The organism is Carboxylicivirga sp. (genome assembly GCF_982718395.1).
The window spans coordinates 1-15,740 of record NZ_CEXQWX010000040.1; the positions used below are offsets into that span (position 1 = coordinate 1).

Genomic DNA, 15,740 nt, shown 5'->3' on the forward strand with positions numbered 1-15,740 from the left:
ACAAAAAACTCTATGTTGACCAGGATATTAATGGCGTATTGACAGAATCTGATAGCATTAGCTATAAAAGTTATGAAGGTGACTTTAAAGCCGGCAAGCCCGTGTTTGCGAAAAGTCATCGCCTGGCAGGTATCGTTCAGGAAATAGGTGGTAAGAAAAGAGTTCTGGAAGCCAGGTGGATTACACAACTTATCAAACAACAAGAGAATAGTCCCAAATCAATTTATGACCTCCGAAATAAATCCAACAAAGTCTACATCTCTCATACAAAGGTCAAAGGTTTTCGCATTATCACTAATAAAGGAAATATTGAAATAGCACTTTCTGACAAAACACCCAAATACCGCGATAACTTTATTAAGCTGGTCAGTGATCAGTTTTACGATAGTCTTTTGGTACACCGGGTTATAAAAAACTTCCTGATTCAAACTGGTGCAGCCGATACCAAATATGCTAAAAAAGATGATGTAGTAGGCTGGCAAGGACCGGGGTATACCTTAAAAATGAATATTCAACCCGATCTGTTTCATAAGCGAGGTATGATTGCTGCCTCCAAGCTCCCCGAAGATCGCAACCGGAATAACCGAAGCGATGGTTCACAGTTTTATATTGTAGCAGGACGCCTATTCAACAATACCGAACTGGATGATCTGGAACAGGAGAAAGGCATTAAATACACTGCAGCCCAACGTAAAGCATACACTACTATTGGCGGTGCTCCATATCTCGATGGTGATTACACTGTATTTGGATGGGTGACAAGAGGAATGGATGTAGTAGATAGAATTGCGTCGGTAAAAACTTATGCTGTTGATCGTCCGGTTGATGAAATACGTATTAAAACCATTGAGATCATTAAGAAATAGCTTTAGTTCACTGATGACTATTAGGAAAATGCTATAGTCATCAGTCCTTGTAAAAAAGAATCCTAATCGCATCACACATCCCAATCGTTTTATTAATTTTGCAAGTCGCTATAATAAAGTAATTAAACAATCATGTTAGATAGAATCAATCAATTAGTTGAAGAAATTAAAAGCCTGGCAGCTTCATCAGCTGAAGAGGCTGAGCAGTTGCGGATTAAATATTTGAGTAAAAAGGGTTTGGTTTCTCAGCTATTTGACGAGTTTAAAACCATACCTAACGAACAAAAGCGCGAAGTTGGTAAAGTGCTAAACGTTTTAAAAACTCAGGCACTTGACAAAATAAATGAAATCAAAGAAGGATTTGCTTCCAATGGTCAGGGTGAGGTAGGCACTGATTTAACTTTACCCGGAACTTCTTTCGAATTAGGAAGCCGTCATCCATTATCCATAGTGAAGAACGAGATTGTTGAGATTTTCTCTCGCCTTGGTTTCAATGTAGCTGATGGACCAGAAATTGAAGATGATCACCACGTATTTGAAGCCTTGAACTTTCCTCCAGAGCACCCGGCTCGTGATATGCAGGACACCTTCTTTATTGCGACAAATCCGGATGTATTGCTGCGCACACATACCTCATCAGTTCAAGTGCGTGTAATGGAAAAGCAACAGCCGCCTATCCGTGCCATCTTCCCGGGACGAGTGTTCCGTAACGAAGCCATTTCGGCACGTGCACACTGTATTTTCCACCAGGTAGAAGGATTATATATTGATAAAAACGTATCGTTTGCCGACTTAAAGCAAACACTTTTATATTTCTCAAAAGAACTGTTCGGAGCCGACACTAAGATTCGACTGCGTCCGTCTTACTTCCCGTTTACCGAACCATCGGCTGAGATGGATATTTCTTGTACACTTTGTGGCGGTAAAGGTTGTAATGTTTGTAAGTACACAGGCTGGGTAGAAATTTTAGGTTGTGGTATGGTTGATCCGGCCGTACTAGAAGCCAGTGGTATAGACAGTAATGAGTACACCGGATTTGCATTTGGAATGGGCATTGAGCGTATCACTATGTTGAAGTACCAGATTAAGGATATTCGTTTGTTCTTTGAGAATGACAAACGTTTCCTCGATCAGTTTAAATCTGCCGGACAATAAGCAATATTTTAAAATATATAGTGAAGCCCCTGTTCTTTGAGCAGGGGTTTTTATTTTCAAGGAGGGGACTTTGAGCATTTCAATAGAGCCTCTCAAAATCATAAGAAATGGTGATTTTTTTTTAATGGGTGATCTATACTTTTGATTCGTACAAATAGGATACTTTTTGTGTAGTGATAATTCACTGGGATAATAAAAAATTACACTAAAGTGTCCTGTTGATGTTCAAGGATTTATATAATCTGGTTAGCCCAAAAGAATGAATAAAAATTTACCATTTACGCCACCTACTAAAATGGCAGACGTCATCCATATGGATTATCGCCTTATCCCCATAATTGGTAGGTTTGGTATAGAGTATGGTTTTAGCAATAAAACCGTTACCGAAGTGTGTAACGATTACAATATAAATGTTTGGTTTTTTCTTGAGATCATCAACTCCTACCATAATCATGACTATTTCCCACAAAAAGAATTACAAAAATTCAATGCTTCTCTAATAGTTGATTATCTCTCTAATACTCATGCCTATTACCTCAACGTAAAGATACCAGAGATAGAAGGTTATATTGCTCAGATCAAAAAGGAAGTATCTGATAAGAACCAGAAAAATATAGAATTATTAAGCAACTTTTTTTCTGAATACAGAATCGAATTAGAAAACCATTTAAACCGTGAAGATGCAATTGTTTTCCCTTATACCTCCTTTTTAGAAGATGCAATTGTACAGAATAGCATTACCAATGAAGTAGTGGAAAGAGTAAGGAGTGAATCAATCGAACATTATGCCCGCGATCATGAAAATATGGAATTAAAACTCAGCGATCTCAAAAACCTGATTATCCGACATCTTCCCCCTGTCATGTGCAAAGAGGTTTGTCAGAAGTTATTAACTGAATTATTTCGCCTTGAAGTTGATTTAGAGGATCATTCAAGAATTGAAGATAAAGTATTGGTACCAAAGGTAATACAATTAGAACAACAAATACTTAAAGCGAGTGAGGCAGAGTGATATGCATAAAATAAAAGTTTGCATCGCAGATAAGCACTTTATTCATCGCTTAGGTGTAAAAACAATATTGAGCGTAATCGGAATAGAACCAGACATGTTCGAAGCTGATTCTTTTGATGCAACAATGTCTTGTCTAAGTGATGTTGGCGACATAAAATTCATGGTTGTCGCTCAGGAAATACTTTGTCCTGATCTGGATAAATCAATAAAGAAGCTTAAAGCAAAGAGCCCTGATACTAAAATGCTTGTAGTTTGCAACAAACCTTGTAATTCCCATACAGGAGCCAAATATATTTTAGAGAAAGATACACGCCAGGATGTACTGGAAAAATTTCAGAGCTTTTTCTTTGAGCCTGAAGAAAGTAATTCAGAAAACGATTCAGAGTTATTGAGCGAACGGGAAGTTGATGTTTTAAAAACAGTTGCTTTAGGCTATTCAAACAAAGAAATAGCTGAAAAACTATTCATCAGTATTAACACTGTTATCTCACATCGTAAAAACATTACGGAAAAGCTCGGTATTAAAACCATTGCAGGATTAACTGTTTACGCCGTTATGCATGATTTGATTAAGCCGGAAGATGTTAAGGCATAATCTGAAGTAATTCTTACCACACTAAATTGCAATAGCTTTACTATTGCATGTGTTTTTAATACTCCAAAGTCTTTATTCATTATTTGTTATGATCAGACTCATGCAATTCATGATTGGTAACTTTTCCTGACAGCCTTTCTGTTTACATATCAATGCATTACATCTACTACAACAGAATTCATTTTCGTAATTAATTGCTATTGTACTGGCCTGGTAATATTGGTTGTTTTGTGCTCTCAAATTATTGAGAACTAATTCAAATTACCAAAATGAGAAAAGGATTACTAACCATGCTATTTGTTATAAGCATGGTAACAACATTATCCGGGCAGGCCCTATATGTAAACCCTATTCAGAATAATGATACCAGTCGTCTGGTCTTTGGAGGATATGGTGAAATTCTATATCAACGTATGGATTATGGTTCTAATCCCTGGTTACCGGGTGGTTCTGCTTCTGATAAAAGAGCAATTGTTGATTTGCCTCGTATGATCGTGTCCTTTGATTATAAATTCAAAAAAGGTTGGGCATTATCAACAGAAATTGAATTTGAACACGGTGGAACAGGTAGTACTGTTGAATATGAGTATGAAGAATCAGGAGAATGGGAAACCGAAATTGAAAAAGGTGGAGAAGTCGTTCTCGAACAATTCTATATTTCAAAGTACTTCAATGATGCTTTTGCAATTAAAGTGGGGCATTTCGTGGTTCCTGTTGGTTTAACCAATCAAAATCATTTACCTACGCAATTTTTTACAACCGTCAGACCGGAAGGTGAAAATACAATCATACCGTTAACATGGCACGAAACGGGTATTGCTCTGGTTGGACAGTTTGGCCGACGCAAGGCATGGAGTTACGAGGCTCAACTAATTAATGGTTTGGATGCCAACGGTATGTCGTCGCAATACTGGGTGCGAAAAGCCCGCCAGACACAATACGAGCAGGTTAAGATGACAGATATGGCCGTAGCATTACGTCTGGATAACCGCAGTTTCCGGAACCTGAAAATAGGAGCGTCATTTTATCGTGGCAATACAGCAGCCAACAGTTCAAAACCTGATAAAATGGAACATATTGACGGAACGGTTACAATCGGAACGTTCGATGCTGTTTTTAATAACCGGGATTTTATATTCAGAGCTAACTTCTTATACGGTGACCTCACTGATTCGGAAGAAATCAGCGAGCTTAATAAGAAGATTCTTTCGCGCTACTCACCTTATACCAATACACCGGTTGCTAAAAATGCCATGAGCTATTCAGCTGAAATGGGTTATAATATTTTCAAGCCTTTGAATATTGCCGGGCAACTTTATCCATTCGTACGCTATGAATATTACAATGCTATGGAGAAGGTTGAAGATGGCGTTTTTCAGGATCCAAGATTCAAACGTACAGTCACAACCTTTGGCCTGAACTATTTTCCGATTAAAAATTTAGCAATTAAGGTTGATTACTCAATGCGAAAAATTGACGGGGGAAATTACAATGATGAAAACACATTAGGCATAGCCATTGGTTACTACGGCATTTTTGCAAGGCTATAATATTTAATAACATAACTTAAACAATAATAGACATGAAAAAGATGAAATCATTTTTAATGTTGGGTGCGTTAGCATTAACATTTGGATTTGTCGCTTGCAGCGATGATGAAACCAATAACACCACAGGTGGAGACATTAATAATGGTCCAATTAATGACCGCGAGGCAGAGTATCTGGTTGCTTCTTCAGAAGTATTACGTAACGATTGTTTGACACTTTGGGCAAGCTGGGAAGGCGGAACAGGCGAGTCTGCTTTAATGGAGGAGATTGAGCTCGAAATCGGAACTCCATATGGTGAAGAATATAAGAATGCTGGTAAAGCAGGTAGTCGTTACCAAACACAATTATTTGCTGTAAATGAAATTGTTGAAGGTATTGTTGGTATTGCCGATGAGTTAGGTAAAGTAAAAATGGGTGCTGCAAATGGTGGAGAAGGTGCTGCCGTTCCAACTGAGGCAGAATCACGCTTTAGCAAGAACTCATACACTGACTTTAAGAACAACCTGTTAAGTATCGAAAACTCATACCTGGGCGGATACGATGCCAATGATCGTGGTAAAGGATTGTCTGACTACATAAAAGAAAAAGATGCAGCTTTAGATACAGAGGTTAAAGCCAAGATTGACGCTGCCATTGCTGCTATTGACGACTGTGCAACAGAAGGTGCTTTTGTTGACAATCTTAAATCTTCTAAAGTGGAAACTGCCATGACTAAAATTGCTGAGGTGGAAGGCATCTTTGCTGATGAGGTAGCAACTGTTGTTGCCAATGCAGGTGATTATGACTTTACTGAAATTCTGGCTGACTATGTGGATAAAACAATTATCCCTACTTATGCTGCCATGTTTACAAACAGTAAAAATCTGCTTGCTAAAGCAGAAACATTTAAAGCTGACATGACAAAAGCCAACTTGGAAGCCGCTGCTAATGCATGGAAAGGTACACGTGCACCATGGGAGAAGAGTGAGTCGTTCTTATTTGGCCCTGCCGGTGACCACAATCTTGATCCATTATTAGACTCATGGCCAGTGGATGAAACACAATTATCAAACGTGTTGAATTCTGCGCAATCGTTAAACGCTGATTTTGTAGCCAATGGATTAGGATATACAACTCGTGGATTTCATACCGTTGAGTATTTGATTTTCCGCGAAGGTAATGTACGTGGCGTAGAATAGTATTAACCGTATATGCTTTTCACCTAGCAAACAAAGGTGTTGCTAAGGGTGAAATTATCACGCTAACCTATCCTTTCTATTTATTCAATGGAAGGGGTGGGTTTTGTAGCTTAATAAAATTTTGAATTATTGATAAATACCCATTAGGTATTACAATGCTAAAACTCAACAATATGGCTTTGCTCAATAATATAAAAATCAGTCAATGGAATCTGATCATTCTGCTTTATATCGGCTTACTCGCCATATCTTGCGATAAAGAGGTATATCAGGATATCTATAAACCCGACGGAACACTTGCAAACATAAAAGAGCTTTCTGCCGGGCAATCAACTACCTTTACTTTTACCAGTGTGGCGTTCGATACACCTGCTGACTGGGCTGGTGATGGCCCTATGTATACCCGTTTTCTCGACGGTGATGGACTATATGATACGCCACGGCAATACGACAATGGTCCTTATGGTGGATTAGGTCCTCTTTACTGTGGATTTTCATGTGCCGGTTGCCATAACAATGCCGGTCGCTCCAAATCAACGTTGTTTACACATGGAGGTAGTGGAAAAGGCTTTTCGTCTTTTTTAACTTTTATGCGTTCCCCTAACGATCAGTATCATCGCGATTATGGCCGGGTATTGCACGACCAGGCAGTATTTGGTTATCAACCTGAAGGTCGGTTACGAGTGACTTATTCCGAGCAGGAATATGCGTTTCCGGATGGTGAAAAATATTCTTTACGTACCCCACATTACGAGATTTACGACTGGTATGCTGATTCAATCCCGCCGGAACAACTGGAAATGTCAGTTCGTACCCCACTGCGGCATGTTGGTATGGGACTGATGTTAGCAGTTGATCCTAACGAAATCAAGGCGCTGGAAAAACAACAATACCCTGAATTTGGCATCTCAGGCGAAATCAACTGGATTATTGAACGAGGCGCAAAACAAATGGGCCTATCGGGTCATAAGGCTCACCACGCTGATCTTACAGTTGAGTTGGGCTTTTTATCTGATATGGGCGTAACAAGTACACGCTATCCCGAAGAAATTGGTTACGGTCAGGATCAGAACGAAGGTGATGACCCCAGTATCGAAATATCTTTGGAAGATATGGCAGATGTGGATTACTACCTTCATACATTGGGAGTTCCTGCCCGTCGAAATATTGATGACCCTGAGGTTCAAAAAGGCGAAGAGTTATTCGTAAGGGCCAAATGTCACTTGTGTCATACCGCGACATTACATACCCGCCCTGAAGGGGTGACCTTGATTGACGGTACTCCATTGCCGTGGCTGGGCGGACAAACCATTCATCCTTATACCGATTACCTGGTGCATGATATGGGACCTGAACTGGGTGATAACTTCTCGCAATTTAATGCCAGTGGAGACGAATGGCGTACTGCGCCACTCTGGGGTATCGGTCTTCAGGAGGTAGTAAACGGACATACTGATTTTCTTCACGATGCCAGAGCACGTAACTATGTTGAAGCTATTATGTGGCATGGAGGTGAAGGCGATGTATCGCGACAGATATTCTACAACATGACAAAGGAAGAAAGGGATGCATTGGTAGCATTCTTACGCTCCTTATAATAATCTGATGTTTAAAGGGAAAACTCAATGAATAGTAATGATATTTTAATAGCTGAACAAACTAAGGTTCAGCACCATTCCGAAATCATTGTAAATGTCAATGTTCAGAGTTCCGTTTATAACAAAAACGGATGGGGAGAACATCACCTGATGTGTCAACCTGCATTACCAGAACATTTTGATTTGCAGCTGGATAAAATAATGGCTGCGATTGGTACTTACATCATAAAAAACAACATCAATCAGAATGGTCTGCTTGTTTTGCGCTTTTTTGTTAGTGATTGTGCCAACCAAATGAGTAAGCTCCAAAATGCAGTAAAGCAACTGGAGCATTCATATGGACCATGCGCAATTTCAATTGTACAACAACCACCATTAGATGGAAATAAAGTACTGGTGTGGGCTTATCTTATTAATAGCGATACAAGTATCGATAAACAGGATAAAGGCAATTATCTGTCTGTTAGGTACGGTGGTTATGAACACATTTATCATACCCAATTATTAGCGGATAATCAGACCGGAACATCTTACGAGCAAACGGATGAAATTTTTAGGTCATTCAACAATGATCTGGAAGGTAATAACATGAAAATGAAAGACCATTGCATTCGCACCTGGATATACGTGAAAGATGTTGATTATAATTACAATGGAGTTGTTGTATCACGTCGCGAATACTTCGATCGTTTAGATATGACAGCTAAAACCAACTTCATTTCAAGTACAGGAATCGAAGGACGCCATTTTAACCATAACAATAACGTGTTAATGGATGCTTACTCCATAAAGGGGATTGAGAAAGAGCGTATCCGATTTTTAGAAGCGCTGGATCATCTCAATCCAACCCATGAATATGGTGTAACCTTCGAGCGCGGAACAAGCGTCGACTTTGATGATCGCCGTCATATTTACCTTTCCGGAACAGCCAGTATTGATAACAAAGGAGAAGTAGTTCACACACAGCAGATCGACAAGCAAATAGTGCGAACACTTGAGAATATGCAAGCCTTGTTGATGGATGCAGGTGCCGGTCTGGAAAATATGGCCCAGCTGATTATTTACCTGCGCGATGTAGCTGACGCTGCAGTTGCGAATCAATATTTTGAAAATCATCTGGCGCTCATCCCTAAAGTAATTGTATTGGCTCCTGTTTGTCGACCTGGCTGGTTGATAGAAATGGAGTGCATCGCCATTGTGTAAGAAAAAATCAATTTAAAAAATAACCTGATAGAATATAGTAATAAAATGAAACTCAAAATTATAGCATTTCTGTTGACAGTAGCAAGCGTAACATTTGCTCAGGAAAACACCGAAAAATATATCGAAAGTGACCTTATTCCTTTAGCTGGTAAAAAAGGATTCCGATTTGAAACATCTAAAGGCGACTTTTTGCTAAAGCCTTTTGTGTTGATTCAAACCCGTGCCTGTTACAATTACTACGATGATGAGGGGCTGGCACTTTTTGAACAGGATAATGTGCTTAACTCAGGTTTTAGTGTTCCTTATGCCTTAGTAGGTTTTGCAGGCAAAGCATTTAACATTATTACCTATAACCTGACGATTAATGCTGCTGCTTCAGGCGGTTCATTACTTCAACAAGCCTGGTTCGACATTAACCTGAAGGAGCAAATGCGCTTTCGTATAGGTAAATTTAAAACACCTTATACACATGCTTACCTGTCGCGTTTGGGACAGACACTGTTTATGACACCTCCAGCTTCATTAACAACCCGAGTGAATATTCCATTTGACCTGAACTCATTCAATCCACGTATAGCCACCGGATTTGATATAGGTGTACAAATGCATGGATTGTTGGCCAATAAATGGGAATACCAGGTTGGTATTTTTAACGGAACAGGTATCAGCGTGAATTCTGCAACAAGCACCACCAGTGATGACTTAGGAATTCCATCATTATTATATGCAGCCCGGATGGCTTACACACCTAATGGTGCTATGCCCTTGCATCAGGGATCACCCGATGACTTAAACGCTCAATACTTCTCACTTGGCGCAAGCGTATCATACAATGTTGAGGCTAACATGGAAGCCAGTAACGATATGCGCCTTGGCTTGGAAATGAGCTACATCAAGAACTGTTGGTATGTGGGAGCAGAAGGTTATTTGATGAATGTTGACTTTGTTGAACGTCAGCAAACTTCTGAAACAATGAACTTTTATGGTGCTTATGCACAGGCCGGCTACTTTGTAACGGATAAATTGCAACCTGCAATCCGTATTGATATGATGGATCGTAACGGAGCAGATGTGAATGGTCAATTGGTAATGCCAGCTCTTGGTCTCAATTACTATTTCATGGATAACAACCTGAAACTTCAGGTTATGTATCAAAATCTGCAAAAAATGGGTCACGACGATTTATTTTCTGAAAATGACGATGACAACGGAATGCCGGAACACAGCATTTGTGCGCAGTTGCAATTTGCTTTTTAATAAAAACTGGTTTAAGTGCAATTACACCCTATAACTGCACTGCATACTTTCTCAACAAAATATAGCAATGAAAAAGTTAATTTATTTATTTACAATATTAGTATTGACTGCTTGTAGCAGTGATAGCGAAGATGTCACCAAATTAATAAAAGTCAGTGGCGCATTATCCATTACAGACCTCAACAACTGGATTGATGGAGAAAACCTATATGTAGGTTTGTTTAAAGGCGATGCCACATCTCCCGTTTACTACACACAAATCAGTAATCCCGGTAACACAGCAGAACATAACTTCACCATCAGTAATGCTGAATCGGGCAATTATACCTGTAAAGTGTATGTCAAAGCTGAAAGAGGTAATATTAAAGCTGTATTGCACACATACTCTCAAAGTAGTTTTATCGATGATGTTAATTTACCGACGACTGACATCCAGTTATTATCATTTATCCGAGTTCAGGAGCAGGTTTTCAATGGCTGTATTCAATGCCATGGTGGATCTGTTGGTACTGAAGCCGATTTATATTTAACTCCTGATAAAAGCTATGCTGCATTGGTTAATGTAAAGTCAAACGTTGCCGGATATGAGAATGAAACTCTGGTAATTCCAAGTGATGCAGCCAAGAGTTTTATAAGTAAAGTTCTGGATAACGACGTGAGCTTTAATCATGATTATAGTACAACCTTACCAGACACAGATAAAAAGCTCATTGAAAAGTGGATCAACGAGGGTGCTAAGGATGATTAGGAGCTTTTTAAAGCTATACCTGCTTGTTGGTAGTTTAATATTATCAGCTTGTGAGTACAATTACGTTGATATCAGCGGGATACTCCCTGATCAGGTTAGTTATAACGAGCACGTACAGCCAATTTTTAACGATAATTGTATGGCTTGCCACAATAGTATTGCCACACCTCCTGTTCTATTGCAGAATTCAGCATACAAGGCCTTGATGGAAGGCGGTTATATCGATATAGATGAACCTGATCAGAGCAAGTTGATAATTAAGATTAATTCCGGTCATCCTACTGTTGACACGCCCACTGATTTTGAAAAGCAATTGCTATTGCTGTGGATAGTAGAGGGAGCATTAAATAACTAATATCAAATTAATGAATATTAAAGAGATAAGCATATTCACTCTGTTATGTCTCTGTCTGGTTTTAAAAGGGCAGGATAATAAAAAGCAGATTCCGGTTGGAAGTGCATTTTGGGGAACGCACCTGGTTGACCGGCAAACAGCAATAACAGTCCCAAAAGGAAAGTTGCAACTTGAAATATTGCATCGCTTCGGAACTATTGAGAATGGGTTCAGTGATTTACTTGGAGTATATGCCACATCAAATATTTCAATGGGCATCAGTTATGGTATCAATAAACGCCTGGATGCTCGTTTTTTTACTCAAAAATTTCATAAAGTTCAGGAACTTGGTGTAAAATACAGAATATTACAACAGTCAACTGATAATAGAATGCCATTCTCCTTAAGCTTTTATTCTGCAATATCTGTTGACGGACGGGACAAAGCAATGTTTGGGGATACGTATCGGTTTAGTAAGCGATTGTATTATCAAAATGAATTGATAATTGCCAGGCAATTTAATTACAAGTTCAATGTACAGGCATCTTTAGCATACGTTCATATGAATACTGTTGACGATAAACGACAAGCTGATAATTACGACATTAACTTAGCAGTAGGTTATAAAATAGCGCGAAACAAATCTGTTTTTGCAAGCTATCAGCAGCCGGGTAATATTACTTGGATCGATGACAATTCTATTGCAGAATTTAAACCGGAAGCTGCATTAAGCTTTGGCTTCGAATCATATACCCGCACCCATAATTTTCAATTGTTTTTCACTACGCGGGATAAAATAAGTCTGGGTAAGGATTTGGTCTACAATATCAATCCAATTGCTTTAAAAAACCTGAGAATAGGTTTTAACATCCGAGTAAAACTCTTTTCAGGAGACAAGCAAAAACACAAACAGCAATCATGATCATTTTAAAATTAAATAATGAGGGTTGTAAACAAGCCCGGGCCGGATTATTAAACTCAACAATATTGAATGAGGATTGCAGGCAGGTTAATGATATGTTACTGGTTAAAGAAGCATCTGTGGCCGAAAATATTGACGAATGTTTCGTTGCTGACAGAATTACTGATCTTCCGGAATATGCTCTTGCAAGTCGGAAACTGAAGCCTGAATCAACAGAGATAATTTGTGGTAATGATCTTATTGGTGGTGAAGATTTAACAATCATTGCCGGACCATGTGCCATAGAAAGCTACGAACAGATAAACAGAATAGCTGGTTCACTGGCCGAAATGGGTATTCGGTTTCTTCGTGGCGGAGCATATAAACCGCGTACCAGTCCTTATTCATTTCAGGGATTAAAAGGGGAAGGTCTGGAATATCTCAACCGTATGAAGGAGAAATATGGTTCTAAGATAGTAACAGAGCTAATGACAGCGGATCATTTGGATGAAGTTGCAGATGTTGCTGACATTATTCAGGTAGGCTCACGCAATATGTATAATTATTCACTATTGGAAGCACTTGGTAAGGTTAATAAACCTGTTTTGTTGAAACGGGGCATGTCGGCTAAGATGAATGACTTTTTACTGGCAGCAGAATATATACTGACACATGGGAATCCTCATGTTATTTTCTGCGAAAGAGGTATTTCTACATTCGAAACGGCCACACGTAATACCCTTGATTTAAATGTAGTGCCATATATTAAGCAGCATTCACATTTACCAATTATAGTAGATCCATCCCATGGAACAGGCATTCGTTCATTGGTAACTCCAATGTCTTTGGCTGCAATTGCCTGCGGAGCCGATGGACTGGAAATTGAAGTACATGACCAGCCAGATAAAGCCTTAAGTGATGGTCCGCAATCGCTTACAATTTCACAAATGAAGGGTTTACTTCTACAACTAGAGGCTTATAAGCACATCAGAAAAGAACAATTAGTATGAAAATTTTAATTGCTGCATTCATATTTATTACTGGTTTTTCACTGGTAAACGGAGAAAAAGACACTGAGTTAAAACAAACAGAAACTCAATTCGAGATTAAAAATGATGAAGAAGAATATACCTTGGTGCAGGTATTAGATGAGAATAATCTCCCCAGATATTATTATCGTGATATTGAGAAGTTCCCATGTCACCGTGAAGATGTTTGCCGCTTAATGAAGGTTCGTTTATACTGGGATATATTTGGTAATTATCTGCAATATGAATTATTAGAGGAAGAAACACTTACTAAACTTAATCACAAAGAGTTTTCGGAGAGAGATTACAATAAGCTTCATAAAATCCTTAATAATCCAGGCTCCGAGCTTAAATTCTGTAAGTATGAAAATCTGACGTCACATGAAGCAGAGAATACTTACCACTCCGTTGATGCTGTAAGTTCAGCTACTGTGCAAACACATAAATTTGAATACATTAATGGAGCCATCAAAACAACCTGGGTTTTATGGCATTTGGTTCACGGATCATCAAAAGACGAGATAAGAAAGAAAACACTTCAGGCATTCGACTTGTCCAATAACAAAACTGAAATCACATCAGACTTTGATCTTTCAGCATTGCATAAGCTTAGTTTGAATCAGCAGATAAATGTATTGCATAATTTGAGTAATACTGATAAGCTTGATAATGATCAACTAACAGAACAATTAGCTAATCTGCTTTATTCAGAAAATGATCAGCTTTTTACAGTTGCTTTGGAATTATTACGTCAACGGCGATTGATGAATAAACTTATTAAGAAAAAGCTGGCCAGCCATCTTATCAACGATGATGATTTAAAACTAACACTTGCCTATAATTATCTGTTGCTGAATCATGAGAAAAGCACGATTAAAAAAGTTTCGTTGCCCCACAAAACTGTAACGCTATAAGTGAATGTTACAAACCGTCTTTTAGGTCATTAAAGAAATCAGAGCTACAACATAGCTAAATGAAAAGAGGCAGAAAATTGACTGCCTCTTTTTTGCGCATTATTTGAGTCGAATTTTGATGTTTAACAACATTTTTTAGGCTAGTCGACAACCCTGATTTCTGTTGTAACCGGTATAGCTTTTTTATAAAGTGCCGATACACCGCAGTAGCGTTCCTCCGATAAACTGACTGCCTTTTCCAATTTGTCCATTGGTAAATTTTTCCCTTTAAACTCATAGATGACATGCATCTTTTCGTAATATTTTGGATGCTCCTCCGTCAGATCTCCTTCTACAAATATCTGGATATCTTCTACTTCCACACGCATCTTTTTCAGAATAGATACAACATCCATCCCTGTACAACCAGCTAAAGCTGTTAACATAAGTATCTTTGGACGCGTTCCCTTATTCTCACCACCATTCTCTTCACTGGCATCCAAAATTAACTTGTGACCGAATAATTCGGTCTCCCAGGACATGCTTCCTGTCCATTTAATTTTTGTTGATGTTTTCATATATCGAACTATTTAAATATTTGTGATAATGTAATTATCTGACCTTTTTATATCTTTGCTCTCAAATTATGACATTTATCACTTTTTTATTCATTCAGTTGTTAGTCAAGTTATGAAAAATATTCAAAGTGTCCCTTTCAGCGATGATGTAGATTTGCTGTCTTATGAAATTTTCAACGGTTTAACCGAAGAGGAATTAGACTCTTTGACGCAGTCGATGAGCTGCACCCTTCACAAGCGTGGAAATATTCTTTACCACGAAGGTAGTCGTATTAATGGTGCTTATGTTGTGATAAAAGGGATATTGAAAATTTATAAGACCGGCTTTGACGGGAAGGAGCAAATCATTCGATTTGCAAAGGATGGAGATCTAATAGGCTTTAGATCAGTTGTAAGTGACGAGTTAGCTTGTACAACAGCAAAGGTAGTTAACGATGCTGTTCTGTGTTATTTACCTGCTGAGGTGTTAACCAGTTTAATTAAGGTGAACCCCGAATTCGCTATGTCATTAATGAAATTGACATGTCGTGAACTGGGAGAATCTAACAAGTTCTTAACCGATATTGCGCAAAAAACGGTTCGTGAACGTTTAGCTGAGGTGCTTCTATTACTAATGGATACCTTTGATTTGGATGAGGATGGAACACTTCAGATTTCTCTTACACGAGAGGAGTTAGCAAATATGGTGGGTACAGCCACCGAATCCGTTATTCGTCTGTTATCAGAGTTTAAATCGGATAAGTTGATCGAATTGAACGGTCGTAAAATAAAATTGATCAATATACCAAAGCTGATCAAGATCGGTAATGTGTATATTTAGACAGTGGTTAATAGTTGTTAGTCA

Annotated in this window: 16 protein-coding genes; 15 read left to right on the top strand and 1 reads right to left on the bottom strand. The window is 38.6% G+C overall.

Features of this window, described 5'->3' with window-relative positions:
• From AC4MRQ_RS09560 to AC4MRQ_RS09625, 14 genes are all read left to right on the top strand, one after another.
• A partial coding sequence (locus AC4MRQ_RS09560) for a peptidylprolyl isomerase (protein ID WP_491197443.1) occupies positions 1 to 866 on the top strand: 866 nt, incomplete at its 5' end.
• Positions 867 to 998: 132 nt separating this feature from the next.
• Positions 999 to 2,021 (top strand): phenylalanine--tRNA ligase subunit alpha, encoded by a 1,023-nt coding sequence (gene pheS, locus AC4MRQ_RS09565; RefSeq protein ID WP_491197444.1) that lies wholly within the window; start codon positions 999 to 1,001, stop codon positions 2,019 to 2,021.
• 259 nt (positions 2,022 to 2,280) lie between these two features.
• Positions 2,281 to 3,033 (top strand): hemerythrin domain-containing protein, encoded by a 753-nt coding sequence (locus AC4MRQ_RS09570; protein ID WP_491197445.1) that lies wholly within the window; start codon positions 2,281 to 2,283, stop codon positions 3,031 to 3,033.
• Position 3,034: 1 nt separating this feature from the next.
• On the top strand, positions 3,035 to 3,628 hold the full coding sequence (locus AC4MRQ_RS09575; RefSeq protein WP_491197446.1) for a response regulator transcription factor: 594 nt from the start codon (positions 3,035 to 3,037) through the stop codon (positions 3,626 to 3,628).
• 269 nt (positions 3,629 to 3,897) lie between these two features.
• Positions 3,898 to 5,178, top strand: coding sequence for a porin (locus AC4MRQ_RS09580; protein ID WP_491197447.1), 1,281 nt, complete (start codon positions 3,898 to 3,900; stop codon positions 5,176 to 5,178).
• 32 nt (positions 5,179 to 5,210) lie between these two features.
• On the top strand, positions 5,211 to 6,356 hold the full coding sequence (locus tag AC4MRQ_RS09585; RefSeq protein ID WP_491197448.1) for an imelysin family protein: 1,146 nt from the start codon (positions 5,211 to 5,213) through the stop codon (positions 6,354 to 6,356).
• A gap of 173 nt (positions 6,357 to 6,529) precedes the next feature.
• Positions 6,530 to 7,954 (top strand): di-heme oxidoredictase family protein, encoded by a 1,425-nt coding sequence (locus AC4MRQ_RS09590; protein WP_491197449.1) that lies wholly within the window; start codon positions 6,530 to 6,532, stop codon positions 7,952 to 7,954.
• A 27-nt stretch (positions 7,955 to 7,981) separates the two neighbouring features.
• Positions 7,982 to 9,157 (top strand): Rid family hydrolase, encoded by a 1,176-nt coding sequence (locus tag AC4MRQ_RS09595; RefSeq protein WP_491197450.1) that lies wholly within the window; start codon positions 7,982 to 7,984, stop codon positions 9,155 to 9,157.
• Positions 9,158 to 9,202: 45 nt separating this feature from the next.
• Complete coding sequence (locus AC4MRQ_RS09600) at positions 9,203 to 10,414, top strand: porin (protein WP_491197451.1); 1,212 nt, start codon at positions 9,203 to 9,205, stop codon at positions 10,412 to 10,414.
• 67 nt (positions 10,415 to 10,481) lie between these two features.
• The gene (locus tag AC4MRQ_RS09605) at positions 10,482 to 11,162 is read left to right on the top strand and encodes a hypothetical protein (protein ID WP_491197452.1); all 681 of its coding nucleotides are present in this window, start codon (positions 10,482 to 10,484) and stop codon (positions 11,160 to 11,162) included.
• Complete coding sequence (locus AC4MRQ_RS09610) at positions 11,155 to 11,517, top strand: hypothetical protein (RefSeq protein ID WP_491197453.1); 363 nt, start codon at positions 11,155 to 11,157, stop codon at positions 11,515 to 11,517. Before AC4MRQ_RS09605 ends, AC4MRQ_RS09610 begins: the two co-directional genes overlap by 8 nt.
• A 10-nt stretch (positions 11,518 to 11,527) precedes the next feature.
• Positions 11,528 to 12,418 (top strand): DUF5777 family beta-barrel protein, encoded by an 891-nt coding sequence (locus tag AC4MRQ_RS09615; protein WP_491197454.1) that lies wholly within the window; start codon positions 11,528 to 11,530, stop codon positions 12,416 to 12,418.
• Complete coding sequence (gene aroF / locus AC4MRQ_RS09620) at positions 12,415 to 13,407, top strand: 3-deoxy-7-phosphoheptulonate synthase (RefSeq protein ID WP_491197455.1); 993 nt, start codon at positions 12,415 to 12,417, stop codon at positions 13,405 to 13,407. The genes AC4MRQ_RS09615 and aroF overlap by 4 nt, the downstream gene beginning before the upstream one ends.
• Entirely contained in the window at positions 13,404 to 14,339 is a 936-nt protein-coding gene (locus tag AC4MRQ_RS09625; protein ID WP_491197456.1) for a hypothetical protein, read from the top strand. The genes aroF and AC4MRQ_RS09625 overlap by 4 nt, the downstream gene beginning before the upstream one ends.
• A gap of 140 nt (positions 14,340 to 14,479) precedes the next feature.
• On the opposite strand, the gene AC4MRQ_RS09630 is transcribed toward AC4MRQ_RS09625, so the two are convergent.
• Positions 14,480 to 14,896 carry an OsmC family protein gene (locus AC4MRQ_RS09630; protein ID WP_491197457.1) on the bottom strand — a complete coding sequence of 139 codons (417 nt, stop codon included), beginning with the start codon at positions 14,894 to 14,896 and terminating at the stop codon, positions 14,480 to 14,482.
• Positions 14,897 to 15,008: 112 nt separating this feature from the next.
• Here AC4MRQ_RS09630 and AC4MRQ_RS09635 point away from each other — a divergent pair, with 112 nt between their 5' ends.
• The gene (locus AC4MRQ_RS09635) at positions 15,009 to 15,716 is read left to right on the top strand and encodes a Crp/Fnr family transcriptional regulator (protein WP_491197458.1); all 708 of its coding nucleotides are present in this window, start codon (positions 15,009 to 15,011) and stop codon (positions 15,714 to 15,716) included.
• Positions 15,717 to 15,740 lie beyond the last annotated feature (24 nt).